The sequence below is a fragment of the Methylobacillus glycogenes JCM 2850 genome (genome assembly GCF_000617925.1).
Lineage (GTDB): Bacteria > Pseudomonadota > Gammaproteobacteria > Burkholderiales > Methylophilaceae > Methylobacillus > Methylobacillus glycogenes.
The window spans coordinates 544,902-569,265 of the sequence record NZ_BAMT01000001.1 but is presented as its reverse complement, the minus strand read 5'-3'; the positions used below and the strand labels follow the sequence as shown (position 1 = coordinate 569,265).

The following is a 24,364-nucleotide window of genomic DNA, read 5'->3' as shown; positions in this document are numbered from 1 at the left end:
CTTTTAGCTTATAAACCTGGACTACCCGCCCAACGCTAAAACTCCTGCCCGGCCTCATAAGCATGGTAAAGCTCGGCGTAATGCCCGCCTTGCTGCATCAGCGCGTTATGCGCGCCCTGCTCCACCACCTGCCCCTCACGGATTACCGCTATGCGGTCAGCATCACGTATGGTGGCTAAACGGTGCGCAATGATAATGGCGGTACGGCCTTCGCACAGGCGGCGCAGCGCATGTTGTATCTTGCGCTCGGTCTGGATATCCACCGCCGAAGTGGCTTCATCCAGAATCAAAATCGTTGGGTCCGCCAAGTAAGCCCGCACCAGGCACACCAGTTGGCGCTGACCATGACTCAAGTGGCTGCCCAAAGCCCCCACCTCGGTATGGTAGCCATGCGGCAAGCGGCTGATGATGTCATGCACGCCCAGCGCTTCTGCCGCTGCTATCAACTCCGCCTCACTCGCGCCCGGCCGTGCCAGACGCAGATTATCCAAGATACTGCCGCTAAACAGCACATTGTCTTGCAGCACCACGCCTACATGGCGGCGCAAGGCATGCTGCTCACTGATTTCACATCCTTGCCATCAACCAGCACCGCCCCGCCCTGCACTTCATAAAAGCGCGTCAGCAATTGCACCAGCGTGCTTTTGCCATGCCCGGTAGGCCCCACTATCGCCAGCACCTCGCCTGCATTGACCTTGAGATTAAGGTTTCTGATCACCGGATTAATCGCTTCCGGGTGATAGGAAAACACCACATCCTTAAACTCCACCTCACCGCGTATGTCTTCAAACGGCTGCGGCTGTTCCGGGTCACGTATCTCGGCCTGGGTATCCAGCATCAAGAAAATACGCTGCGCCGAGGCCACGCCATTGATATAGCGCTCAAACAGATCACCCAGCTCTTGCAGTGGCCCCAGGAACATAAACACATAAAACATGCTGGCGGCCATCTGGCCAAAGCTGATATGCCCCAGCGCCACTTCACGTCCGCCAAACACAATCAGCAGCATCATGCCCAGCGTGGTCAAAATGCTGGTGAAATGCGTAAACCAGCCTGACATTAAAGTGTTGCGGATCAAGGCATTGATAAAGTCGCGGATCAATACACGGTAACGGTCACGGTTGCTGTCTTCCTGCCCGGTTTGCTTGATCATGCGCACCCCGGCCACGGTTTCCACCAGATGCGCGGTGAAGCGCGCACGGTTTTCTGCCACCCGGGCGTAATTGCTTTGCGCCAGGTATTTGAACAGCCAGGTAGAAAGCAGCAGCAAGGGGATGATAGAAGCCAGGCTAAAGAACAGCACTGGTGAAGTCAGCCACAGCAATATGCCCGCCAGCACGCTGCGCAGCATGGCCGAGAGAAACTCGGGCGGCCCCTGAATCAGCAATGGCTCCAGCGCATCTACATCACGATCTATGCGTGAGACGATGCGGCCAGACTTGGTGCGGTCAAAATAACCCACGCTCAAGTGCTGCACATGATTAAACACGCTGACGCGCAAGCTGTTGAGCAGGCGTATGGCAGCGGAACCTGAGAGATATTGCGAAACCCCAGCCAGACCAAAACGCCCGGCCCAGGAAACACACATCCCCGCCAGCACCCAGGCCAGGATATGCGTATCCAGGCTGTAAGCGCCTGTGAGGTCACGCACCAGGCCGTGATCTATCACCTGCTCTATCAGCAAGGGCCGTGCAAACACCAGCGTCACCAGCACAATTTCGGCCAGCACCGCGCCCAGCACAAAATGCCTGACCGGGCGCAGCAGCGGCAATAAACGCCAGAACATGCTGCGTTGCAGCTTTTGCTTGGCGAGCATTTCCTCCAGCTCAATATCAGACATCACCCGGATTGCCGGTACTGGATTACTCGCCATCTTCTATCCCCAACAATTCACGGTATTCAGCACTTTCTGCCACCAACTGCGCATGGCTGCCATTGGCAATAATCTTGCCGCCAGCCAGCAGCAGCACACGGTCGGCCAGCAAAATAGTAGAAAGCTTGCTGGCGATCATCAGCACCGAGACCGCCTGCCCACGCTCCTGCTTGAGATTGCGGATATTGTTCAACACCCGGCGCTCGGTCACGGCATCCAGCGCACTGGTGGCATCATCCAGCACCAGAATGGCAGGATGACTCACCAGCGCGCGCGCCAGGCAAATACGCTGACGCTGACCGCCGGAGAGGGTGACGCCTCTATCGCCTATCTTGGTTTGCAGGCCATCGCTAAGCCGCGTCAGCACATCATCGGCGGCGGCCATGCGCAAGGCCCACAGCAAATCCTCATCGCTGGCCTGCTCTGCACCCAGGCGCAGATTGGCTGCCAGAGTGTCCGAGAACAAAAAGCCTTCTTGCGGCACCACATGGATTTGCCTGCGCACATCTTCCAGCTTGAGTTCATTCAAGGCTTGCTGGGTGTTGATGCCATTCACATCAGAATCCAGTGTGATATGCCCGCTATCAGCATCTGCCAGCCTGGGCAGCAGGCTGGCCAACGTGCTCTTGCCCGAGCCAGTAGCACCAACCAGCGCCAGCACCTCGCCAGGCTTGAGTTGCAGGCTGCAATTTTGCAGCACGGCATTGCCACCGCCTGGGGGTAATACGCTGATGTTGTGCAGGCTGATGCCTAGCGGACGTTGCTCGGTCAGCGCGGCATTGCCGCCTGTGATTTCCGGCACCGCATCCAGCAGCTCCCAGATGCGCCCGGCAGATGAACGTGCATCGGCAAACACCTGCATCACCCGGCCCACGCCTTCAACGCGGAACACCAAGGTGGTGGCCATCAGCAAAGCGGCAACCAGCTCACCAAAGTTGAGTTGCTGCTGTGAAACCAGATAAGCCCCCACGCCCAGCACCCAAACCTGCCCCAGGCCCACGACAAACTGCGGAATGGGAATACGGCTGCAGGAATATGCCAGGGCTTCCAAAGCCTGTTGCACAAAGAAGCGCACCTGACCTTCAAAACGCTGCACACGGCTGCTTTCCAGACCAAACGCCTTGATCACGCGCACGCCATTCACGCCTTCAGTCAGGTCTTGATTAACACCATCAAACGCCTGGCCCACCGCTCTATCCAGTTGCACCAGATGATCAGTCTGGCGGAACAGAATATAAAAACCCGTCAGCGTCAGCAGCAAAGGGCCTACCCCAAGCAAAGGGTGATACCAGAACAGAAAACCTACCGCGGCAATGACAATAAAAGAGGTATCCACCACCTGCCGCCAAAAGCTGATCAAGGCATCGCGCAGCTTGTCAGCATCACGCGTGGTGCGCGTGACTATCTCCCCCGCGCCGTGCAGCCAGTGGTAAGCCAAATCCAGGCGCTGCACCTGCACCAAAATCATCTCGCGCAAATGGCCGAGTAAATCTTGCTGTATCACCAGCGAGAGCCAGCCGACAAAATACATGATCAGCGCACGACCAGTGGCGATATCCACGATAATAAACAGCCAGTGCAATGCCACGCTGACATCCAGCCCGCCCGTGCTATCTACCACCACCGCCACGCCCTGCTCTACATCATGCACGGCCTTGGCAATCATGCCCTGCTGCCAGGCCAGCATGAGGTTGGCCAGGGCAAACAGGGCCGCCGAGAGCCAGAAGCGCACCGGGGTGCGCTTGTAGAGCAAAAGACAACGCAGCAAGGGATAGGAACGAATATTCACACAAGACTTTCGCAGGTCAACATCACCAATATCAGAACGCAGACATGCTGACGGCAGCGCAAGCGCTGCCGTCAGCGGATTACAAATCAGGGCTAAAGACTACCGCAGATTGCGCCAGCGGAACAAATAGCGCCCGGCACGATTGATGAAGAAGTTCATCAAAAAGCCCAGCAGCCCTATCAGCGCCGTGAGAATAATCAGGATATCCATGCGCGAGGCAGCTTGGGCATTCATCATGATATTGCCCAGACCGGCCCCTGCCGCAAACAGGATTTCACTGCCTATGGTCGCCAGCCAGGCAAACGCCAGCGCAAAGGAAATACCTGTAAAGATATTGGGCAATGCCGCAGGCAGCAATATCTTGTAGAAAGTGCGCCACTTGCCCAGCTTGTAGACATCGCCTACTTCACGATACTTGCCTTCAACCTGATGCAAGCTTTCATAAGTTGCCAGCACCAGCGGATAAAACGCCGATAGGCACACTACCGTGAGTTTGGAAGGGTCACCATTGCCCAGCCACAGGCTGAACAGTGGCACCAGGCCCATCAACGGCACCTGACGCAGCATATGGTAGAGGGGGCCTATCAACACATCGGCCACACGCATGAAGACATAATGGCACCGACCACAAAGCCAGCCGAGCCACCAATCAGCAAGCCCAGCAAGGCGCGCTGCACGCTGGCGGCTATCCCCTGCTGCAACTCTCCGGTGGAGATAATCTCAACCAGCCCATGGAAAATCTGCGAAATAGAGGCAAAAGCATAAGAATGCTCGGCACTCTGGCGCGACATAAACTCCCACACCAGCAGCAGCGCCACTGGCAGCACCCAGCCGCGCGCACTGCGCAGGAACTGGAATCTTGAAACAGTATTCTGGCTCATGGCTTATTGCTTTCCTTCAGTCTTGCGCCAGGGGATGAGGTTGGCTTCACCCCACTTGAAAATGCGGTCTATGCCAAAGCCTATCAGCCCGGTCAGCACCACGCCAACCATGACAATATCAATGCGGAACACTTCACGGCCCATCTGCATCATATGTCCCAGGCCACTATCGGCCGCGAGCAACTCTGCCGCCACCAGTATGGTCCAGGAGCGCGAGAAGGCAATGCGGAAGCCAGTGAGTATAGGCGGCAAAATCGCCGGGATCACCACTTTGGAATACAAAGTCCAGGTGGGCAGCTTGTAAGCCTGCGCCACCTCGAAATAATTCTTGGGCACACCTTTGGTGGCTTCATACGATGACAAGGCCACAGTAAAGAAAGCCGCCTTGGTGACAATCGCAATCTTGAACAGTTCTTCAATACCAAACAGCAGGATGAAGATAGGAATCAAGGCGATGGTGGGCACCTGACGCAGCGCCTGGAACAGGGGTGAGAAGAAATCTTCCACCGTGCGCGACAAGGCCATGAGTATGCCAAACAGCAAGCCAGAGCTGGCACCGAGCACAAAGCCCAGACCTAAGCGCGACAGACTCACAGAAAGGTGATCCCACAACTCGCCGGAATCCAGCAACTCATGCAGGCTACGCAGCACTTCCAATGGGGAAACCAGCAACTGTGGCGAGAAAATTTCCAGCTTGGTCACCCAGGCCCAGACCAGCAGGAACAGCAGCGGGGAAATCAGGGCCGCCAACCGCAGACGACTGCGGCGGCGGAAAACGGGGTCGGCCTGGTTGATGCCAAGTGCGACCCGGATGCCTATACTCATGACGTAACGTTCTCCGGCCTTTGGCTATTCAGCCTGGGTCAATACAGCAAGCTTGGTAATGCCAGCACGTTCAATCGAGGCCATGACCTTGGCCACCACGCCATAATTGACGGACTCATCAGAGCTCAAGTGCAGCGCCAGATCAGGGTTGGCGGCCTGACGTGCCTTGAGTTCTGGCTCCAGCTTGTCCAGCGCCAGTTCCTGCTTGTCTACAAACACCTTGCCCTGGGCATCAACGCTGACAGTCACTGGCTTTTTAGGCTCGGGTGGCTGGGTTGCTGCGGTTTTGGGCAGGTTGACGGTAATGGCGTTGTTAAGCACCGGGATAGTGACGATGAAAGCCACCAGCAATACCAACATCACGTCCACCAAGGGGGTGATATTGATCTCGCTTAATACTTCATCGCTTTCAGTGGTAGAGGAAAAAGCCATTATGCGTATGCCTCATTCTTGAGTTTAACAACAGAAGATGCGTTATCAGCCTGGTGCTTGGCAGCAGAAGTATCTAACTGCTTGCTGGCAAAGTTGGCCTTGCGTGACAGGCGGATCAAATCAGCTGCGAAATCGTCCAGATCACCATTGATCAGCTTCAGGCGACGGGTGAAGAAGTTGAAGGCCAACACGGCAGGCACCGCTACGGCAATACCCAGACCAGTGGCTACCAGCGCTTCACCAATTGGGCCAGCCACAACTTCCAGGCTGGCAGAGCCCAGCGCGCCGATATTGGTCAGCGCATTCATGATGCCCCATACCGTACCGAACAAACCGACGAATGGTGAGTACTACCGATACTGGCCAACACAGCCAGGCCGCTATCCAGACTGCGACGCTCCTTGAGGATTTGCTGACGCAGGGAACGCTCCAGCAAGTCCTGACGGTCACCGGTGTGCTCCAGATCGTTGCTGGTGTGGGCATCTACATCATGCAGGGTGTTGAAACCAGCCTGGGCTACGCGGGCAGCCGGGCCGTCAACGTCCTGAATATCAGCCGCAGCCAGAATATTGGGGGCGCTCCAGAAAGCCTTTTTGTAACGCTTGGTCTGGCTGGCAGCACGCCAGTGTTGATAACCCTTCACCAGCAACAGAGTCCAGGTCACCACGGAGAAGGCAATCAGCGCATACAGCACGCTATCCACGATCAGAGAGTTGGAGTTTGCAATATCGAACATATTTTTCTTTCCTTACAAAATGAGTTGAGTGCTACTAAATCAGGAGGCGATCTTGAATTCGATGGGCACCGTTGCCCAACCATCAATCGGCTTGTTGCCACGCTTGGATGGCGCAAATTCCCAGCCGTTGACGGCTTCAATCGCCGCCTCATCCAGCGTCTTGCGACCGCTGGACTGCTTGATCTCTACACGTTCTACACGACCATTGGCTAATACCCTGACCCGCAATATCACCGTGCCCTGCCAACCTTGGCGCTGGGCAAATGACGGATACTTGGGAGCCGGGTTATTCAGATAACCGGCATAACCCGTGGCTTCTGTCACTGGCTCTTCCTTGGGCGGTGGCGCAGGTGGCGCTGGCGGCGCAGGGGGCGCTGCCTCTACCGGGGCCGTGGTTTTCTCTGCCACGCGGTTTTCCTGCACCACAATATCGTCAGGCTTGATATCCGGCTCGGCCACGGGCGTCTTCAAGGCAGGAGGCGGCTTGGGCGGCTGCTTCACTACCTTTTTCGGTGGTGGTGGCGGAGGTGGTGGTGGCGGCTTGACCTCGGGTGGTGGCTCTATCACCGGCTTGATGATCTCAATTTCTACACGCTTGGGCTTGGGCGCAAGTGGCACATGCTGGCTGTTGATGTAGAAATAAGCACCCACAACGTGGGCGGCGATCACTACCAAGCCTAAGGCCAGATAGTTTCTGCCAGCACCTGGCGTGCCCGCCTCGGCCTGCAGTTCCCTTTGCCGCACGGCAAAGGCGTGATCGATGCGCTTTGTGGCTTCGGCCACCCGCTTGGAGATCTGATCCTTGCCAGGCAAGAGATCAGCGCTATCAAGCAGGCCACCAGAAGGCTTCAAGGCAGAAGTAGACAATTGCAATATCCTCCTTTAGCTAATTCCAGAATGCGCTAGGCAAAATCGGTCAGCACATCCTCTTTGATGCGCTGGAATTCAATGGTTGAACGAAGGCGTGGGCGTGGCAAATCCACAGGCACGATGCGCTTGATGCGCCCGGGGTGGGATTGCATCACCACAACGCGATCGCCAAGGAAGACCGCTTCCTCGACATCATGGGTGACCAGAATGGTGGTCAGCCCCTCGTGTTCCCAAAGGCGTTGCAACTCTTGCTGCAATTTAAGCCGGGTCAGCGCATCCAGTGCGGCAAACGGCTCATCCAGCAGCAATAGTTGCGGACGCAGCGCCAAGGCGCGGGCAATGGCAACACGTTGCGACATGCCGCCCGAAATCTGGTGTGGGTAGGCTTTTTCAAAACCGGACAGACCAACGAGGTTGATCTGCTCCTGTACTCTTTGCTTGCGTTCGGCCTTGGGCACGTCGGTGGCAGAAAACGCCAGGACGATATTGCCTTCCACCGTCAGCCAGGGAAACAAGCGGTGTTCCTGAAACACAATGCCGCGAGAAAGATCGGTGCCTTCAATACGTGCGCTTGGTAAACAATGTCACCGCCATACTGAGTGTCCAGACCTGCCACCAGCTTGAGCAAGGTGGACTTGCCGCAACCACTGGCGCCAACAATGGAAATAAACTCACCAGCACGTATGTCCAGGTTGATGCCGGACAACACTTGCAAGCTCTCGCCGCTGAGCTGGTAGCTTTTTTCCACATTCTTGATGGTCAGCGTAACTGGCTGACTGGCAGTTGAAGACTGGTGGACTGACGCTTCCGTCTCGTCCTGCAGTGCTGGATCGCGCTTGAAATTCAGCACTGTGTTAGATGCGCTCATACTTCTTTCTTTCTCGGTTTACGGCTGTCTCAGAATACCTTTTGCATATGCGGTATCTAAATACTTTGTCGCCATAATGTCTTACAAAAAACATATAAGACACGGGCGATCATTTAATTTGGTTATATATGAGCAATTGCTATGCCAAAGTCAGCAAGCCATCGCCATAACGCTTTAGATTCATTCATTTAGCAGCCAAATCTCAAGGCGGCACTTGTACAACTGTTGCCCAGCCACCATCAGCCTGGATTAAAGTGTTGCTATATAAACAGTTTGTGCTGGTGGAAATGAAACAGCACTGCCTGGGCAGTGCTGTTATGAGGGTGTAATAATTTTCAGGAATAAGGCTGAAAAGCCCGTCAATACTGAATGCTGAGCATGAGCATTAGTTGGCAGTCCAGTAATCTTCCAGCTTGAGTTCTTTCAATGCATGTTCCACAAAGCGCGGATTAAGCATCTGCGCCAGATCAGGCTCCTGACGTGTCAGGCCGGATTCCTTGGCATAAGCTACCGCCTTGCGGTAATGCTCCTTAAGGGCATTGTCATACAGCGGTGACCAGCGTTGACGCCAGCTGACGTTATCCTGCTCATACTCGCGGCGGTTAACGCTTTCAGGATAGATCTTGTTGGAATAATCGCGGATATAAGCGGCTTTGTTTTCATCCTGCGCTACCCAGTGCACGCTTCTGAGATAAGCAGTGACCACGGCTTGGGTGACCTCTGGGTTTTTCTGCACAAACTCATTGCGCGCCCACACGCCGCCCATCAACTTCCAATCGACAGGGGCAGTCTTGGTGGACCAGATGATTTTGCCTACACCTCTATCTTCGAGAATATAAGAATCAAACAGGCTGAAGAAACCATCCACGGTGCCACTGGCCAGGGCTGCGGCCCCCACTTGCGGATTCACGTTGACGATCTTGAAATCCTTGAAGCTCAGGCCCTGACTCTTCAGCAGATTGGCAAAGGCCAGCTCCCAGGGGCGGCCTCTATGCAGGGCAATGCGCTTGCCCTTTAAATCCTGAATGCTTTTGGCTGTGGAGTTTTTGGGCACGACCAAATAAGAGTTGGCGGTGGTGCCCCAGGGCGCTACCAGTTGCACTGTGGGTTTGCTGGCGTTCAGGATAATCGGTGGCAGGTCACCATAAATACCAAAATCAATCTTGCCGCTGGCAAAACCTTCGTTAATCACCGGGCCTACCGAGGCCATGGCCGCAGGCACCCATTCGACCTTGATGCCCTGCTTTTTCAGTTCTTCGGGGAAAGTGCCATTGACCACCAGCGAGGCGCTGCCGGTATATACGGTTTTGCCAGCCACATTGGTGGCTACCGAGGCAATGCGCACTACCTTGAGTGCTTCTTCTGCCTGTGCAGGCTGGAAGACTACTGAGGAACCCAATGCCAGTAGCGCGAGAGCGTTTTTGAATTTCATATGATGTCCTAATGAGGTGCTCCTGCGCTGCATCACTTGGCAGATGCAGCGCAGGAGTAAATTGATAGCCTGGCCTATTTAATACTCGGCCTATTTAATACTTAGCTTAGGCTCTACTTGGCACTAGCCTGAACCTGCTTGCTTTCCCAGTAGTGCTCCAGCTTGAGCTCCTTGAGCGCATGTTCCACAAATTTGGGATTAAGCAGTTGTTGCAGGTCTACGTCATTACGCACCAGGCCAGATTGCTTGGCATAGCTGGTGACGCGCTTGTAATGCGTCAGCAGTGCATCGTCATACAAAGGTGACCAGCGGTCTTTCCAGGCGACGATGTCATTGTCGTAATCCTTGCGGATAACGTCTTCTGGCAAGGCATTGGTGGCGTATTCGCGGATGTACTCATCTTTGTTGGCCGCCTGCGAAGTCCAGTAGCTGGTTTTGACATAGGCAGTGACTATGGTCTGGGTCAGCTCAGGATACTTCTTGATGAAGTCATTGCTGGCCCAGAGCCCGCCCATGAGTTTCCAGTCTGGTGGCGCGCTCTTGGTGGACCAGATAATGCGGCCGACTTTACGCTGCTCCAGGATATGCGCGTCGTTCAGGCCAAAGAAGCCATCGACAGTGCCGCTTGCCAAGGCCGCTGCACCTACTTGCGGGTTGACGTTGACGATCTTGAAGTCTTTGAAGCTCAGGCCTTTGGATTCCACCAGATTAGCAAAGGCGATTTCCCAGGGACGGCCACGGTGCAAGGCGATGCGCTTGCCCTTGAGGTCTTCTATGCTGCTGGCCTTGGATTTGGCAGGTACGACCAGATAGGAGTTACCGCTGCGGCCCCAGGGGGAAACCAGTTGTACGGTAGGCCGTGAGGCATTGAGAATCACAGGCGGCAAATCACCATAAGAGGCAAAGTCTATTTTGCCGCTGGCGAAGCCTTCATTGATGATGGGGCCAACAGCTGAGTGCGAGGCTGGCACCCATTCAATCTTGACGCCTTTGTCGAGCAGGGTTTTTTCCAGGCCGCCTTCTTTCAGCACGGCAGCGCCGTTAAGGTAAGTGGTTTTGCCCGCAATGTTGTAGACCACGGCGGCAATGCGTACCACCTTGGGGGTGTCTTCCGCCCAGGCTGAGCTGGACAAAATACCGATGGAAAGCGCAGTAGGTACGGCAAGCCAGGCACTCAATGCCAGGCCCAGTAGTTTATTTCTCAACATATTTACTCCAAAAAGCGTGTCCGGTCTGATTCAAAATCCGGTTTGGGGGTATCTGAACACTCTGTGAAATCCGAGAAAAAATCAGCGCCTCGCCCGTTGACGGGTAAAGGACGCTGAAAACGAGACAGTTTTCTTGGGAAGGATTAGTCGTTCCTGTAATGCTTGAACTTGCGCTAATGCGGGCCTAGGCGGCTTTTTCTGTCAGCCACTTGCGGGCTTCCTGCAGCGGACGTTGATCCACCCAGGCATCCAGATCAAAATCTCTATCCAGCAGGCCATGTATCCACATGAATTCCTTCTGCTTGCGGAACAGTTCAATCCGCTCGCTATCCAGCGTGGGCTCGAGGTGCAGGTGGAAATCATTGCGGTAGGCTTCGGCCACACTTTCCGCCCCGGCAAAGGTTTCGTCCTGCAGAATGCTGCGCACGCCATCAAGATTGGTCTTGGCCCACTCAGCTGCACGCAGGGTCTGGTGCAGGAAGCGCACAACCAGATCAAAATGGTTTTCCAGCAAATCTTCATGCACGGTGATAGGACGCGGCGTGCCGTTGTTGACACGTGATGCCAGGTCACCATAGGTATCGAGGTCTATACCAACCACCAGGCCTAGGCGTTTGGCCGCTTCAACAGCGGAAGCGCCCTTGACGTAGACCGCATCGACATTGCCAGTGATAAGATCATCCAGCCCAGCCCAGAGGCCGCCCAGCACATCACGGGTACGCGTGGCATCGCCACGGCCACGACCAGCAGCTACTTCCACCAGTTTGACTTCATCCAGTGTCAGCCCGGCCAGGCCGAGTGCGCCTTTGTAACCATGCAAGCTCATGCCACGGGCAATACTGCTGCCGCGGATATGATCCTTGATTGGATGATCGACAAACTCAGGCAGTGCCAGGCGCTTGCCCTTAAGGGCAGCAGGCTCGCTAATGCCGGAATCCGGACGCACCAGTATGGCTTGCCATTCGTCTATCCAGGTCAGGCCTATCAGGCGCGTGGGTGCTGCTTGCGCACGTGCTGCAATTGCCAGCAGGTTGCCGCCTTCGCGGATCAGCGTAGGCAGTTGGTGATCGTAATGATGACGGTTGTACTCACGTGGCCCACCCTGCAAGGTAGAGACGGTGATGCCGTCCTTGGCAAATTCTTCAGTCAGCCAGCCCAGCTTGTAAGCCAGGCCAGTTGCTGTTGGTACTGGGCAACGCGTAAACCAGATTTGGTCGAGTTGATCGCTCATGTTTCCCCTCGTACCTACTAGTTAGCCGCTGGCAGATCAGTGGCAGGCAACAGGTTGAGCGCCTTGGCCTGATCAAAGATCTTGGCCATGCGCCATTGCTGCGCCAGTACGCCAGGACCGTAATCACGCGAACCACCAATGGCATCAGCCAGGGTTTGAATCTGCGCGCCCTCTTCCAGCAACAAAATAAACTCTGCTGTCTTGCGCAAGCCTTGCTTGCCCCAGACGGTGGAACCACCATTGGCTTCGAGGATGGCTGTGTTGTGTGGGTTGAGCTTGATTTGGTCGAGAATGAAATCAACTTCTTGCTGACGTCTATCTATATAGATAGGAATTTCGCGGATCAGGTTATAGCGTTGTACAGGCACATAGCGGATAGGCAGTGTGCGGTGGGTTTGCGCCCAGGCACCGAGGTAAGGTGAATGTACGTGGGAGATGGTGGTGATGTCGGCATGCTCCTTGAACAGCTTGGTGTAGCGGCCAGATCCAGCTGCGCTACCCTGACCCAGCACCAGGTTACCTTCAAAATCCACCACAATCGCCTTCAGCTCACGGCCTTCCCAATTGAATGGGCCTGGATCATTCACAATCACCAGCTTTTCTTCACCTGGCACGCGCTCAACAAAACCCACGGTTCCGTTGGCAGTGATGGTGTTGGTGAGGCGGAATGCGGCAAATGCAGTTTTGGCATCGGCAAGCACTTGGGCGGCAAACGCTTCGAGATCGTTCTCGGTTTCAATCTTGGTGATGGTCATAAAAATTCCCGCAGTCAATGATGGGCAGCTGCATGCTTGCCCTGAATACCCGGCTATCACCGGGTGCCTATTGACCAAGAGAGTGGCAAGAGCTGTGCCAAGCTGAGGCTGGCTTGGAAAAAGCAAAATAAAATCTTCTATTACATCAACTTAAGTAGCCAGACCCATATCCCCAACCTCATAAGCAAGTGCTGTGCAGGCAACAGCTGTTGCTATTGAAACAGTTGATCAAGGCCGTGCTGTTGTTGCAACACCAGCAGTTACCTTGGTTGCAATAAAGATAACTTGTCATTAACAATCTATATTCCATAAAAATATATAAATATAAACATATAGTTTTAGACCAGCTAAAGAATTGTGCGTATATTGGCCTCACCCCTCACCAAGGAAAGTCTTACCCGATGCACGCGGAACTATGGAACTATGAACGCGCTTTCGAAAGCGCGGATCATGTGATCACCCACCCCAACCCTAGCGCAGTCAGCCTGTCTGTACGCGCTAGTGCGCTGGTATTCAGCGATCCCCGTTCGCAAAACCTGCTTAATCTCATTGAGAAAATCGCAGCCAGCAACGCCACTGCGCTTGTGATTGGCGAAACTGGCACAGGCAAGGAATTGATTGCCCGCCATATTCACGCCTTGAGCACGCGTCGCGATGGCCCTTTCCAGGCGATCAATTGCGGTGCGTTTTCTGAGACGCTGGTTGAGAGTGAGCTGTTTGGCTACGAGCGCGGTGCATTTACGGGCGCCACTTCCGCCAAGACTGGCTGGTTTGAATCGGCCAATGGCGGCACCTTATTCCTCGATGAAATTGGCGACTTGCCACAATCCACCCAGGTCAAGCTGTTGCGTGTGTTGCAGGAGCGTGAAGTGGTACGCCTGGGTTCGCGCAAGGCTACGCCGATTGATGTACGTTTGATCGCCGCCACCAATGTGGACCTGGAAGAAGCGGTACGCGCTGGTCGTTTCCGTGAGGATCTCTACTACCGCATCAAGGTTGTGCCCGTGGATTTGCCGCCTTTGCGCGAGCGTCCGGGTGATATCTTGCCGCTGGTGGAGCATTTCCTGAATGTTTACAAGAGCCGCTTGCATACTAATATTCCCAAGCTGGCACCGGAAACCATACAGCAATTGCTGGAATACCCATGGCCAGGCAATATCCGCGAGCTGGAGAATGTGATTCACCGTGCCTTGCTGATTTCAACCTCTGGTGTGCTGTATCCACGTGATTTGGGCTTGCCCGCAATCACTACCCTGACAGAGAGATCAGAACCACGCCCAAGCTTGACCAGCCTGGCAGGCAGCAAGCCCAGCTATCAGACCCAGGCTGAGGTGGCTAACTCTAGCACCACTACGCTGGAAACCTATCAGCTGGAGCGCATACTCGGCCAGTTGTTTGAATCGCCGCCGCCCAATCTGTTTGAGCTGGTGAATTCAGTGTTGGTGAAAAAAGCCTACGAGTACAGCAACAAGAACCAGGTGCACACTGCCAAGTTACTCGGCATTAGCCGCAATATTCTGCGCGCACGCCTGAAGGAGCTGAAGCTGATTGCCTGATGGCTAAGCGGCTGAATGCAGTGCAACAAAAAAGCGGCTTGAAGCCGCTTTTTTTATTATGTGCCTGACTTGTGTTCAGTCATTTGTCAGGCACTTCACTATCTTTCTTGCCGTTTCAGGCGACTAAAGACTGTGGTGACTCCTGCTTCAACAGGAACAAGGCCTGCTCTACCGCCACTTCCACGCGCTTGCTGATGGATTCGCTGGTGAGCTTGTAATCGGTGAACTCGGTATCCTTGGCGTAAATCGCGGTTGGCGTGGTGTAGACATTAAAGAAGCTTGCCAATGTACGCAGCTGATAATCCACCACCAGGGCGTGCTGGTCACTGCCACCAGTGGCAGCCAAAATTGCCACCTTGCCCACTAACACCTTGGGGTCGAGCAAATCAAAGAAGTGCTTGAGCAGGCCCGTATAAGAAGCCTTGTAGACCGGGCTGGCAATCACCAGCAGGTCAGCCTCTTGTACCTTGTTGTAAATCTGGGTCAAGGACTCGGGGAAGTTGTTATATGAAATGGTGCTACCCAGCACAGTGGCGATCTGGGCGATATCTATGATCTCGCGGGCGCATGCAATTTTTGCGATGCACTGGCCGTAATCTCTTCCACCAAAGCCTTGGTTCTTGAAGGTTGCGTCAGGCTACCCGAGATACCTACTATTCTTGCCATACCTACTCCTACAAAACATGATTGATTCAAACCTTGCGGGCACACCTATGCAAGCATGCCAATAAATGACTTCAGCAATAAAAATGCCAAGAATGCTGCCATAAAAAATTGATTATAAATCAAGTACAAACAATATTAACCCCAGAAACGATCAAGGTTAATTGCTGCTATAGCAACTTAAATGCTGGCTGGCTGACTGAAAATCAACATTTGGAAATTTTGTTGCTGCGCTGGCAACAGGTGGTGTGGCGCACCTTTACAGGGATAGAACTCCAACGCCACCGCTATGTCATACCAGCCATCTACCCCCCACAGGAAGCATCATGCAAAAAACCACCAAGAAGTTTCTAATTGCAGGCATCGTCATTGTGTTTCTCTGGATAGCGTTTACACAATTCCCCAATTATCTTGATCGCGACATTCTCAATGGCAAGGCCGCAGTGCTACGCTCGGTAGCGAATGCCGAGAGTGTGGAATTCCAGAATTTGCGCAAGGTTGAGCACGAGGGTTTGACCATTGTCTGCGGCGAATACAACGTCAAGGATACGCAAGGTGAATACGTAGGTTACAAAGGCTTTTCCGCCAAGGTTGTCGACAAGAACTCGGTGTTCAGCGATGACCCGCAGGAATATCAGCAGTTTTGTGCTGCCAGCGCTTAAAACGCATTTTTGATCATAGGTAATTCAAGCGGCGCCAATGGCGCCGTTTTCATGATCAACAGCCTCGCAGATATGTAGTCCTAGTCCTACAGCAAGATATTGCTTTGGCTGATATAGCAAAACCCCTGTACGCCTTAATCTCAGCGTGCCTTATTGGCATTCAACAGATCATATTCAGGGGAACTCATGAAACGCATCACTGGTATTTTTTTCTTGTGCTGTATGGTCAGCGCGCCTGCCTACGCGGTTGATGGCATTGCCTTTGCGGGAGGCTCAGGTTCAGATGCTGATTTGGCTACCGTCTCGCTCACCTGGAACTGGGATAAACGCTGGTTTACCGAAGGCGATTGGTCATTGGGGGGCTATTGGGAACTGAGCGGCACCGCCTGGAAAGGTGATGGTCCCAGACCTGAAAAAGAACTCTATGGCATAGGCATTGCACCCGTGTTCCGTTTTCAACGTAACGCCTTTGCCAATAGCATCAGCTTATGCAGAAGTTGGGGTGGGCGCGTATCAATTTTCCGGCAAGCAAATCCACGGTGAGCAAAGCATGGGTTCACGCTTTGAATTTGGTACCCATATTGGCCTGGGCATGACCTTTGGTGACAGACAGCAGTTTGATGTGAGCTATCGGATACAGCATTTTTCCAACGCGGGCATCACCAGCACCAATCCTGGCATCAACTTCAATGAAATTCGCATTGGCTACCACTTCTAAACATAAAGCTTAACACAATGCTACACCCCGGCCAGTGCGATTGCCTGGCCGTGAGGTTCTCTCTCGGCAATGTTCTAGGCTAGCGCTTTAAGCCGCTCAGGCCTCTCCCACCATGGCCTGACAAGAACGCAGATCGCTATGGTAAACCTTGGCCAGCGGAGAATCCGCAGTCAAATGCCCCTTGGCCTTGAACTGCGCATCGGAATAATGCCTGAATGAATCCAACATAATACGGCAGGGACTGAAAGCATCGTAGCGCTGATCGCCAAAGCGCGGCCATTTGCGCACCATCTGAATGATGGGCTGGTGAATGTTATGCCGATAATCCTTGGCCGTACCCGCCGCAATCACCTGCATCAACACTGCGTCCCTCTCTTTTACCAGACTGAAAGACTGCCTGGCCAAACCTTGTGCCTCATCTGCACTCGCCAATATGGGCAGGATAAGCAAGAGAGCAAATATTCCGGAACGCTTCAACATCATGCCACCTTGCTAAATGTGATTATTAATTTAAGCCGCGAATATAACCTATTGAGCTATATAGGTCATCAATGAATGGTATTTAATGCTTTATTGTAAATAAACCCATTGCCAAGCGCATGGCGTGATGCACAGCTGTGATCATTCAAGCTCGTCTGGATAATTCACCCGGAAATATCCTATTCTGGGGAAATATCGAGTATTCACATTATCCAAACTCATGATCTGCAAAGGTGATGCCGCTTGCAATGTGCCTACCCCAACGCCTGCACTACCTGGTTTTCCATCTGCGAGATAGATCAGGCCAAAACTCCCTACCTGACCTTTATAAAACACCAGATCCCCAGGCCTGGTTGGTCCACTTGGTGAAATTGTTGCATCAAGCTATCAGAGAGCCGCACTCCAGGCGTTCTTTCTACTGGCACTTTGCTCTTTGAGAGCACAAAAGCCATGAAAGAAGGAGAATCAAAGCCAGCGGTGACGGATTTACCGCCTAGGGTGAAGGGAATATCTTTCCACGCCAGCAGAATGGCATTCAACAGCGTTTGCTTGCGCATGCCATGCGGCATTTTTTCTATGCTTTGTTTGACGCTGGCCCAATCAACATCTGGGTCGAGGATATTGATACTCTTGCTGTCTGTGACCGTGGTGAGAAAATCCAGAATGCCATCCTGAGTTTGCCCCAGGTCTTGCACTTGATGGGTCAACTGTGGAATCTGCGCTTGCAAGGCAGTCACTTCATTATTTAGCGCGTGGATTTCCGCTTTTTTTGCCTGGACTTCCTTTTCTATCGTCGTGATATGGATAAACGAATAAATGATAGAACCCAGCACGATCAAGCCGCCAATCGCGCTCACTCGTGCAGCTCGTTTTGATGCCCTTTCAATTGCCTGCAAATCAGCCTGCATCATTTGGCTTTCTCCGCAGGTTCATCAATCGGAATCAGCCGCTTGATAGCTTCTGTCCACATCAGCAGCAGCCTGCCCAATTGATATGCGATAAAACCTGAACTACCAAACAACAGGCTTAACTCGCCATAGCCCGCCTGCCCCTGCAGCAAGATTCTGATGGCGGATGCCAATACCATGACACAGGCAATGGACGTGGCAACAAGATAAACCAGACGTTCAGTACGGAACAAGGCCGTGATGCGCTCCACGGCCTCTATACGTTGCTGCAGATCATTCGCCATGCTTTCCTTGAGCCACTTGAGAAAGAGTTAGATTAACTGATATTTTTATCAATATATCCTAATAAATTCTGCAAAGGCAATTTAAGAGAGCTATAGGCGTTTAATGGAGAGGCGTTGCTTTTATATCCGCTGGATGGCTTTAGCGGCAGCATTGAGGCGCGTGCCATTTCTATATGCAAGCTGCCTAATTTGGGATGCTGCCCATGCTGAGGTTTTGGGGGCACGTCAAAGAAATCTCTGCCCCAGGGCAATTCCAATATTTGATTGAGATCAAACTTGGTATCAAAAGATAAACCAGATTGAGCACAAGAGGCTTTATGCAAGGCTTTGGAGATTAAAAATTCCCCAGCTTTTAACTGGTCAACTTTTTATGTAGTGCCATAGGCTACTTCTATACCTATGCCATCTTCGTATTCATTGACGGCAACAACTAAGGCTGGCTTTGGCTTGGGACCAGCTTCATCCCTGGGCTTTTGTGGAAACTTGCACCAAACAATATCTCCAACGCTTGGTAACTCCCACATGGCCTACGTCTCAAGTAGAGATGTTTTGCGTAACAACTTACCTTTAGGCAGCTTTGGTTTTGCAGCTTGCTTGATCGCATGAATATCCTGATCTGTCAGAGCTGCTTCATCTGTCTCATAGTGAGGCAAGTGATCTTTAGCAAAAGAAGACAAAGTGATATTGACCAACATGGTTTCACTCGAGAGAGGGTGTGCAAGCAGGTTTGAAATGAATACCCCACGCAATAGCTGAGTTTTACTCGCTAAGCGCGACACAACGTTTTACCTGTATGTCGGGATTTTCCTCACGGGCTTTCCAAAGGTCATAGGCTGTTTGTTGAGACAGCCAAAGATCAGCGCGTCCGCCATTTTCCACCCCAAGCCAAGCCTCTAACCTCAATGCCATCGTGATGGATATACCAGACTGTTCATTTAACAACCTGGATAATGAAGAACGATCTACCCCCAACTGTTCTGCCGCTTGAGCAGGAGTGAGCCCAAGTGCTGGAAGAATATCTTCACGCAGCATTTCACCTGGATGTGATGGTTGATGTATGCGAGCCATGTTAAGCCCTCCTAATGGTAGTCCTGATAATCCACAAGAATTGCATCTGCGCTGTCAAAAGCAAACGTCATTCTCCAGTTCCCGTTTACTGATACTGCGAAATGCCCAAGCAAATCTCCGTCCAATGAATGCAGGCTCCAACCTGGAATATTCATATCTTCTGCGCAAGTTGCATCATCAAGACGAGTTAATTGCCGTCTAAGTTTATTTGCATGATCTGGCCTTATTCCAGCCTTACTTCCGGACTGATGAAGTTTCTGCAATCCTTTGTGTTGGAAACTTTTGATCATATAAGAATCATATCCACGAATTGCGCCATGCGCAACACGCAACAGCACATCAAATGTGCTTTGACCATGCAGCTTTGGCTTTGCTGGCAGCTGCAAATCCTGTCTGTGGGGGTGCGCTACCTAGCCCGCGCTAACAAAAAAGATGCTGGGAGCTTATCACATTAGGCTGACCAACTGAGAGAATTGGCAAAGGCCAATGAAACACCAAGTGTCCCAAAAATGCCCCAAGAAATTACTGAACCGCTGGAAACCGCATTATGACGGGCTTCGGATGGCGGAAGCGGTGAGATTCGAACTCACGAACCCTTGCGGGTCGCCGGTTTTCAAGACCGGTGCCTTCAACCACTCGGCCACACTTCCGTTCTGACAACCAGTCGAGCGACTGGAAGAACGGCATTCTAGCAAAGAAGTTCAGTCGTCGTCCACGACCATTCCAGGGAATAATACTTCTGTGAAGCCAAACTGGGCCAAATCGCGTATGCGCATTGGGTAAAGTATGCCGTCCAGATGGTCGCATTCATGCTGCACCACGCGGGCGTGGAAGCCGCTGACCAGCCTATCTATCTTGTTGCCATATTGATCAAAGCCTGTGTATTGCAGGCGTTGATATCTGGGCACTACGCCACGCATGCCGGGCACGGATAGGCAACCTTCCCAGCCATCTTCCAGATCCTCGCCCACCGGGGTCAACACCGGGTTGATCAGGACGGTGTAAGGCACCTGGTCTGCATCGGGGTAACGCGGGTTATGGCCTACGCCAAAAATCACCACGCGCTTGCTCACTCCAATTTGCGGTGCAGCTATGCCCGCCCCATTCATATGCGCCATGGTGTCTTCCATGTCCTTGATCAAGGCATGTAGTTCCGGGGTGTCAAATTGCGTGATGGGCTCAGCCTTTTGCAACAATAAAGGCTCACCCATTTTCAGTACGGGCTTAACAGGCATGAGCTATCACCAACCTTTCTATCAGTTTGCGTACGCGTTCCATGGTCTGGTCCAGCACTTCGCCCACGTTCTCGTACTTGATGCCGTGCTGGCTGCTGGCGCGGCCTGCCGCATGGTTAACTACTGGGCAGATGGCGGCATAGTGCATATCTAGCTCGCGTGCCAATGCGGCTTCTGGCATGCCAGTCATGCCGACGATATTGGCACCATCACGTTCCAGGCGGTTGATTTCGGCTGCGGTTTCCAGCCTGGGCCCCTGTACGCAGGCATAGACGCCTCCATCAATCAGGGCTTCCTGGCTTGCTCTCCCCGCCTCCAGGCACAGGCTACGTAGTTGGGTGCTGTAGGGCTGGGTAAAGTCTATGTGTTTCACGGGCAGATCGCCACCATCAAAAAAGGTGTTCTTGCGCGCTTGTGTGTAATCAATGATCTGGTCTGGCACAACGATGGTGCCAGGACTCAGGTGTTCTTGTATGCCACCGACCGTGGCAACCGCCACGATGTCTTGCACGCCTTCTGAATGCAATGCCCAGATGTTGGCGCGATAATTGACGATATGCGGTGGCAGCGTGTGACCGTTGCCGTGCCTGGGCAGAAAGATGATTTCATGCCCACCAATATCACCGAAGGTCAGTGGCCCCGAGGGCTCACCATAGGGGGTGCGTATGATTTGCCTGCGCTTGATCTTGAGATTGGCCAATTTGGTCAAGCCAGTACCGCCGATGATGCCGAGCATGAAAACTCCACGAGGTTAGACCGTCTCATTGTAGCGCAAGCCGCGAGTCTTGCCACAAGGCCCGCGCTGCATGGGTTTTATGGCATACTCTAGGTCGCTTATGACTAACTCCCCGCACGCAGCCCTCCAGCAGAGCATGGCACTCAGCCAATCGCATTACGAAAATTTCCCGGTCGCTTCCATTTTGCTACCTAGGCATTTGCGCGAACCCATAGGGCTGATTTATGCGTTTGCGCGGCAGGCAGACGATTTTGCCGATGAGGGCGATTTAACGCCAGAGCAACGTCTGGCCTTGCTCGATGCTTTCGCCAGCAGCTGGATTTGATTGCCCAGGGGCAGCAGCCAGGGGTAGCTTTGTTCCAGGCACTGAAAGTCATGATAGAAGAGCGCGGCCTGCCTTTGCAGCCTTTCTATGACTTGCTTTCTGCCTTCAGTCAGGATGTCATTAAAGCCCGGTATGCCAATTTTGGTGAGGTCATTGATTATTGCCGCCGTTCTGCCAACCCGGTAGGACGTCTGTTGCTGCATTTATATGGCGAAGCCACACCGCGTAATCTTGGTTTGTCAGATGCCATCTGCACTGCCTTACAACTGATCAATTTTCTGCAGGATGTGGCCATCGATACTGGCAAGGACAGAATTTATCTGCCACAGGATGAATTGCAGAAGTACAAGGTGAGCGAGGCGCAGATCATGGCGCATGACCCGCAAGGCACCTGGAGCTTGTTAATGGAGTTCCAGATCAACCGTACGCGACGCCTGTTACAATCGGGTGCGCCACTGGGGATGATTTTGCCAGGCCGCATAGGCATGGAAATGCGCATGATTATCGCCGGAGGCGAGCGCATTCTTAAAAAGCTGCACCAGCACAGAGGCGATGTGTTCAATCATAGGCCAGTGCTCAAACCCAGGGACTGGATTTATATGTGTTACCGCGCGGTGAGGAAGAAATGAGTCCGCAAGAATATTGCCAGAAGAAAGCCGCAGCCAGCGGCTCAAGTTTTTATTACAGTTTTCTTTTTCTGCCCAAGCCCAGGCGCGAGGCAATTACCGCGCTTTATGCTTTCTGCCGTGAAGTCGACGATGTGGCCGATGAGGTGCAGGATTTGGGTGTGGCCCACATCAAGCTGGACTGGTGGCGTGGCGAAATTGCCAATCTTTATCAGGACAAGCCGCAGCATCCCGTAACCCAAGCCTTGCAAGGCCCGGTTAAGCAATATCATCTTAAGCAGGAACACCTGCTGGAAATTATCGCGGGCATGCAGATGGATCTGGAACAGAATCGCTATCGTGATTTTGCCGAGCTGGAGCTTTACTGCTACCGCGTTGCCAGTGTTGTGGGCTTACTCTCTGCCAGCATTTTTGGCTACTCCAACCCGCAAACCCTGCAATATGCCAAAGACTTAGGCATGGCCTTCCAGCTCACCAATATCACCCGCGATGTCGGTGAAGATGCGCGCCGTGGCCGCATTTATCTGCCGCTGGATGAGCTGCAACGGTTTGGCGTCAGCGAGGACGATGTCCTTTATGGGCGCGAATCCGCAGGCATGCGCCAGCTGCTGGAACTACAGGCTAATCGTGCGCAGAGTTTTTACGATAAAGCCCTGGCAGAATTGCCAGCAGAGGACAGAAAACCGCAGCGTACTGGCCTCATCATGTCTGCCATTTACCGCACCCTGCTCAATGAAATCCAGGCAGACAATATCCAGGTGGTGCTCAACGCCCGCGTATCCCTCACTCCCCTGCGCAAACTCTGGCTCGCCTGGCTGACATGGGTACGCAATTAGCCCCTTCTCAGCTAGACCATAGGCCAGACCCTAAATCTGCACCTAGCGCTGCCATCATAGGTGGCGGTTGTGCCGGGCTGGCTGCAGCAGTCAGGCTGAGTGCAGCTGGTGTGCCTGTCACCCTATTTGATTCCAGCCATCAACTCGGCGGTCGTGCGCGCAGCATCACATGGCAAGAGCAAACGCTGGATAACGGTCAGCATATCCTGCTGGGGGCTTATGCCCGCACTTTGGATTTTTTGCAAACCTGCGGCCTGGCTCCAGAACAGGTGTTGCTGCGCCTGCCCTTGAAGCTGGATATGGCAGGCGAATTCTCCTTACGCAGCCAAAGCGCACTGCCCGCTCCTTTGCACATTCTGGCTGGTCTGCTACAGGCCAAGGGCTTGAGTTGGCAAGAACGCTTTGCCGCTGTACGCATCATGGCGGGTTTCAGACTGAGGCAATTCCAGCTAAGCCAGGACATGCCCCTGCAACAGCTCTTGCAAGATCAGCCACCACGCTTGATTCAGATGTTGTGGGAGCCATTATGCCTGGCGGCGCTTAATACTCCCCTGGCTGAGGCCAGTGCCCAGGTATTTCTCAACGTGTTGCGTGATAGTTTTGCGCGCAGCAAGACCGATAGCGATCTGCTGCTGCCACGCAAGGATCTGTCACAGTTGCTGGTTGATCCAGCCGTTGCCTACATACAGCAGCATGCAGGCTCGGTCAGGCTCAATACGCCTATAGAATCTCTACGGCAAGAAGGCTCAGGCTGGGTATTGCAGCATGGGGATGAACAATCACATTTCAGCCATGTCATTATCGCCACCTCACCCTTCCGCGTTGCTCCTCTCTTAGCTGGGCTGCCTGAGCTGGCAGAGACTGCAAGCCAGTGTGCCGCACTGGATTATCAACCAATTTACACGGTGTACCTGCAATATGAAGCCGCGACGCAATTACCTGATGCCATGTGCGGCCTGGCCAATAGCCTGGGGCAATGGGTATTTGATCGCGGACAACTATATGGGCAAGCGGGTTTACTGGCCGTTGTCATCAGCGCGGCTGGCCCGCACCAATCCATGACCCAGGCAGCGCTGGCTTTAGCGGTTGATCAGGAGTTGCGACAACACTTCCCGCATTTGAGCGCTTTATCATGGCACAAAGTGGTTGCGGAAAAACGCGCCACCTTTGCCTGTCGCGCAGGCTTGAAACGCCCCGGGCACCAACTCAGTCAAAATCTTTGGCTGGCCGGGGATTATGTGGCCAGCCCAGACCACTTGCAGGACTACCCTGCCACCATAGAAGGTGCCATACGCAGTGGTGAACTGGCGGCTTTTGAACTTACTAAATCACTTAAATAAAGATATTTAATATTATGATACTCAATG

The 24,364-nt window shown here is 53.3% G+C and carries 31 protein-coding genes, 1 tRNA gene and 2 pseudogenes; 7 read left to right on the top strand and 27 right to left on the bottom strand.

Going from position 1 to position 24,364, the window contains the following annotated elements; genetic code table 11:
- Positions 1 to 35: 35 nt before the first annotated feature.
- The 15 genes and pseudogenes from JCM2850_RS23270 to JCM2850_RS02695 all read right to left on the bottom strand — a co-directional run bounded on the left by JCM2850_RS23270 (position 36) and on the right by JCM2850_RS02695 (position 12,900).
- Positions 36 to 548: an ATP-binding cassette domain-containing protein gene (locus JCM2850_RS23270; RefSeq protein WP_267879231.1), complete on the bottom strand. Its 513-nt coding sequence runs from the start codon at positions 546 to 548 to the stop codon at positions 36 to 38.
- Complete coding sequence (locus JCM2850_RS16615; protein WP_267879230.1) at positions 533 to 1,840, bottom strand: ABC transporter ATP-binding protein; 1,308 nt, start codon at positions 1,838 to 1,840, stop codon at positions 533 to 535. Before JCM2850_RS16615 ends, JCM2850_RS23270 begins: the two co-directional genes overlap by 16 nt.
- A 22-nt stretch (positions 1,841 to 1,862) precedes the next feature.
- Entirely contained in the window at positions 1,863 to 3,662 is a 1,800-nt protein-coding gene (locus JCM2850_RS02745; protein ID WP_025869692.1) for an ABC transporter ATP-binding protein, read from the bottom strand.
- Between the two features lie 99 nt (positions 3,663 to 3,761).
- Complete coding sequence (locus JCM2850_RS22280) at positions 3,762 to 4,268, bottom strand: ABC transporter permease (protein ID WP_234406042.1); 507 nt, start codon at positions 4,266 to 4,268, stop codon at positions 3,762 to 3,764.
- The gene (locus JCM2850_RS22275) at positions 4,247 to 4,543 is read right to left on the bottom strand and encodes an ABC transporter permease (RefSeq protein WP_234406041.1); all 297 of its coding nucleotides are present in this window, start codon (positions 4,541 to 4,543) and stop codon (positions 4,247 to 4,249) included. Before JCM2850_RS22275 ends, JCM2850_RS22280 begins: the two co-directional genes overlap by 22 nt.
- A 3-nt stretch (positions 4,544 to 4,546) precedes the next feature.
- On the bottom strand, positions 4,547 to 5,368 hold the full coding sequence (locus tag JCM2850_RS02735) for an ABC transporter permease (RefSeq protein ID WP_025869691.1): 822 nt from the start codon (positions 5,366 to 5,368) through the stop codon (positions 4,547 to 4,549).
- Positions 5,369 to 5,392: 24 nt separating this feature from the next.
- Positions 5,393 to 5,800: an ExbD/TolR family protein gene (locus JCM2850_RS02730; protein ID WP_025869690.1), complete on the bottom strand. Its 408-nt coding sequence runs from the start codon at positions 5,798 to 5,800 to the stop codon at positions 5,393 to 5,395.
- Positions 5,800 to 6,536, bottom strand: a pseudogene (locus JCM2850_RS16605) (MotA/TolQ/ExbB proton channel family protein). The gene JCM2850_RS02730 and the pseudogene JCM2850_RS16605 overlap by 1 nt, the downstream one beginning before the upstream one ends.
- A 39-nt stretch (positions 6,537 to 6,575) precedes the next feature.
- The gene (locus JCM2850_RS02720; RefSeq protein WP_439645840.1) at positions 6,576 to 7,409 is read right to left on the bottom strand and encodes an energy transducer TonB; all 834 of its coding nucleotides are present in this window, start codon (positions 7,407 to 7,409) and stop codon (positions 6,576 to 6,578) included.
- Between the two features lie 29 nt (positions 7,410 to 7,438).
- Positions 7,439 to 7,921: an ABC transporter ATP-binding protein gene (locus JCM2850_RS23730; protein WP_369384803.1), complete on the bottom strand. Its 483-nt coding sequence runs from the start codon at positions 7,919 to 7,921 to the stop codon at positions 7,439 to 7,441.
- Positions 7,906 to 8,274, bottom strand: a complete 369-nt coding sequence (locus JCM2850_RS23725; RefSeq protein WP_369384802.1) for an ATP-binding cassette domain-containing protein — start codon at positions 8,272 to 8,274, stop codon at positions 7,906 to 7,908. Before JCM2850_RS23725 ends, JCM2850_RS23730 begins: the two co-directional genes overlap by 16 nt.
- A gap of 385 nt (positions 8,275 to 8,659) precedes the next feature.
- On the bottom strand, positions 8,660 to 9,706 hold the full coding sequence (locus JCM2850_RS02710) for an ABC transporter substrate-binding protein (protein WP_025869688.1): 1,047 nt from the start codon (positions 9,704 to 9,706) through the stop codon (positions 8,660 to 8,662).
- Positions 9,707 to 9,819: 113 nt separating this feature from the next.
- A complete protein-coding gene (locus tag JCM2850_RS02705) occupies positions 9,820 to 10,914 on the bottom strand; it encodes an ABC transporter substrate-binding protein (protein WP_025869687.1) in 1,095 nt (364 codons plus the stop codon).
- A gap of 184 nt (positions 10,915 to 11,098) precedes the next feature.
- Positions 11,099 to 12,145, bottom strand: coding sequence for an ABC transporter substrate-binding protein (locus tag JCM2850_RS02700; protein WP_025869686.1), 1,047 nt, complete (start codon positions 12,143 to 12,145; stop codon positions 11,099 to 11,101).
- Positions 12,146 to 12,162: 17 nt separating this feature from the next.
- Positions 12,163 to 12,900: a class II aldolase/adducin family protein gene (locus tag JCM2850_RS02695; RefSeq protein ID WP_025869685.1), complete on the bottom strand. Its 738-nt coding sequence runs from the start codon at positions 12,898 to 12,900 to the stop codon at positions 12,163 to 12,165.
- 401 nt (positions 12,901 to 13,301) lie between these two features.
- Here JCM2850_RS02695 and JCM2850_RS02685 point away from each other — a divergent pair, with 401 nt between their 5' ends.
- Complete coding sequence (locus JCM2850_RS02685) at positions 13,302 to 14,456, top strand: sigma-54 interaction domain-containing protein (RefSeq protein ID WP_025869684.1); 1,155 nt, start codon at positions 13,302 to 13,304, stop codon at positions 14,454 to 14,456.
- A 115-nt stretch (positions 14,457 to 14,571) separates the two neighbouring features.
- On the opposite strand, the gene JCM2850_RS16595 is transcribed toward JCM2850_RS02685, so the two are convergent.
- Positions 14,572 to 14,985, bottom strand: a complete 414-nt coding sequence (locus JCM2850_RS16595; RefSeq protein WP_234406040.1) for an NAD(P)H-dependent oxidoreductase — start codon at positions 14,983 to 14,985, stop codon at positions 14,572 to 14,574.
- A gap of 460 nt (positions 14,986 to 15,445) precedes the next feature.
- On the opposite strand from JCM2850_RS16595, the gene JCM2850_RS02670 reads away from it, so the two are divergent.
- The 3 genes from JCM2850_RS02670 to JCM2850_RS20845 all read left to right on the top strand — a co-directional run bounded on the left by JCM2850_RS02670 (position 15,446) and on the right by JCM2850_RS20845 (position 16,499).
- Entirely contained in the window at positions 15,446 to 15,781 is a 336-nt protein-coding gene (locus JCM2850_RS02670) for a hypothetical protein (RefSeq protein ID WP_025869683.1), read from the top strand.
- 186 nt (positions 15,782 to 15,967) lie between these two features.
- The gene (locus JCM2850_RS21345) at positions 15,968 to 16,324 is read left to right on the top strand and encodes an acyloxyacyl hydrolase (protein WP_148301175.1); all 357 of its coding nucleotides are present in this window, start codon (positions 15,968 to 15,970) and stop codon (positions 16,322 to 16,324) included.
- On the top strand, positions 16,284 to 16,499 hold the full coding sequence (locus JCM2850_RS20845) for an acyloxyacyl hydrolase (RefSeq protein WP_159105115.1): 216 nt from the start codon (positions 16,284 to 16,286) through the stop codon (positions 16,497 to 16,499). The genes JCM2850_RS21345 and JCM2850_RS20845 overlap by 41 nt, the downstream gene beginning before the upstream one ends.
- A 96-nt stretch (positions 16,500 to 16,595) precedes the next feature.
- Here the strand turns inward: JCM2850_RS20845 and JCM2850_RS02655 are convergent, their stop codons facing one another.
- The 11 genes from JCM2850_RS02655 to JCM2850_RS02610 all read right to left on the bottom strand — a co-directional run bounded on the left by JCM2850_RS02655 (position 16,596) and on the right by JCM2850_RS02610 (position 21,210).
- Positions 16,596 to 16,982 (bottom strand): hypothetical protein, encoded by a 387-nt coding sequence (locus tag JCM2850_RS02655; protein ID WP_025869681.1) that lies wholly within the window; start codon positions 16,980 to 16,982, stop codon positions 16,596 to 16,598.
- A gap of 311 nt (positions 16,983 to 17,293) precedes the next feature.
- Positions 17,294 to 17,836, bottom strand: a complete 543-nt coding sequence (locus tag JCM2850_RS02650; RefSeq protein WP_036265371.1) for a hypothetical protein — start codon at positions 17,834 to 17,836, stop codon at positions 17,294 to 17,296.
- Positions 17,837 to 17,886: 50 nt separating this feature from the next.
- Positions 17,887 to 18,171, bottom strand: a complete 285-nt coding sequence (locus JCM2850_RS02645) for a hypothetical protein (protein WP_025869679.1) — start codon at positions 18,169 to 18,171, stop codon at positions 17,887 to 17,889.
- A gap of 32 nt (positions 18,172 to 18,203) precedes the next feature.
- Complete coding sequence (locus JCM2850_RS20190; protein ID WP_051525228.1) at positions 18,204 to 18,494, bottom strand: hypothetical protein; 291 nt, start codon at positions 18,492 to 18,494, stop codon at positions 18,204 to 18,206.
- 45 nt (positions 18,495 to 18,539) lie between these two features.
- Positions 18,540 to 18,695 carry a putative type II toxin-antitoxin system PemK/MazF family toxin gene (locus JCM2850_RS22270; protein ID WP_148301173.1) on the bottom strand — a complete coding sequence of 52 codons (156 nt, stop codon included), beginning with the start codon at positions 18,693 to 18,695 and terminating at the stop codon, positions 18,540 to 18,542.
- A 3-nt stretch (positions 18,696 to 18,698) separates the two neighbouring features.
- A complete protein-coding gene (locus JCM2850_RS21550) occupies positions 18,699 to 18,866 on the bottom strand; it encodes a hypothetical protein (protein ID WP_159105114.1) in 168 nt (55 codons plus the stop codon).
- Between the two features lie 64 nt (positions 18,867 to 18,930).
- The gene (locus tag JCM2850_RS02630) at positions 18,931 to 19,239 is read right to left on the bottom strand and encodes a HigA family addiction module antitoxin (protein WP_025869678.1); all 309 of its coding nucleotides are present in this window, start codon (positions 19,237 to 19,239) and stop codon (positions 18,931 to 18,933) included.
- An 11-nt stretch (positions 19,240 to 19,250) separates the two neighbouring features.
- Positions 19,251 to 19,625 (bottom strand): type II toxin-antitoxin system RelE/ParE family toxin, encoded by a 375-nt coding sequence (locus tag JCM2850_RS20840; protein WP_234406039.1) that lies wholly within the window; start codon positions 19,623 to 19,625, stop codon positions 19,251 to 19,253.
- Positions 19,626 to 19,801: 176 nt separating this feature from the next.
- Positions 19,802 to 19,889: transfer RNA gene (locus tag JCM2850_RS02620), tRNA-Ser, on the bottom strand.
- A 51-nt stretch (positions 19,890 to 19,940) separates the two neighbouring features.
- Positions 19,941 to 20,474, bottom strand: coding sequence for a peptide deformylase (def, locus tag JCM2850_RS02615; RefSeq protein ID WP_025869676.1), 534 nt, complete (start codon positions 20,472 to 20,474; stop codon positions 19,941 to 19,943).
- Positions 20,464 to 21,210: an S-methyl-5'-thioinosine phosphorylase gene (locus JCM2850_RS02610; RefSeq protein WP_025869675.1), complete on the bottom strand. Its 747-nt coding sequence runs from the start codon at positions 21,208 to 21,210 to the stop codon at positions 20,464 to 20,466. Before JCM2850_RS02610 ends, def begins: the two co-directional genes overlap by 11 nt.
- 136 nt (positions 21,211 to 21,346) lie before the next feature.
- Between JCM2850_RS02610 and hpnC the strand changes: the two are divergent.
- The 3 genes and pseudogenes from hpnC (at position 21,347) to hpnE (ending at position 24,337) form a co-directional block, all read left to right on the top strand.
- Positions 21,347 to 22,164 (top strand): annotated as a pseudogene (gene hpnC / locus JCM2850_RS16580) (squalene synthase HpnC).
- Positions 22,161 to 22,997, top strand: coding sequence for a presqualene diphosphate synthase HpnD (gene hpnD / locus JCM2850_RS02600; RefSeq protein ID WP_025869674.1), 837 nt, complete (start codon positions 22,161 to 22,163; stop codon positions 22,995 to 22,997). The pseudogene hpnC and the gene hpnD overlap by 4 nt, the downstream one beginning before the upstream one ends.
- The gene (hpnE, locus tag JCM2850_RS02595; protein ID WP_025869673.1) at positions 22,982 to 24,337 is read left to right on the top strand and encodes a hydroxysqualene dehydroxylase HpnE; all 1,356 of its coding nucleotides are present in this window, start codon (positions 22,982 to 22,984) and stop codon (positions 24,335 to 24,337) included. The genes hpnD and hpnE overlap by 16 nt, the downstream gene beginning before the upstream one ends.
- Positions 24,338 to 24,364: the final 27 nt, after the last annotated feature.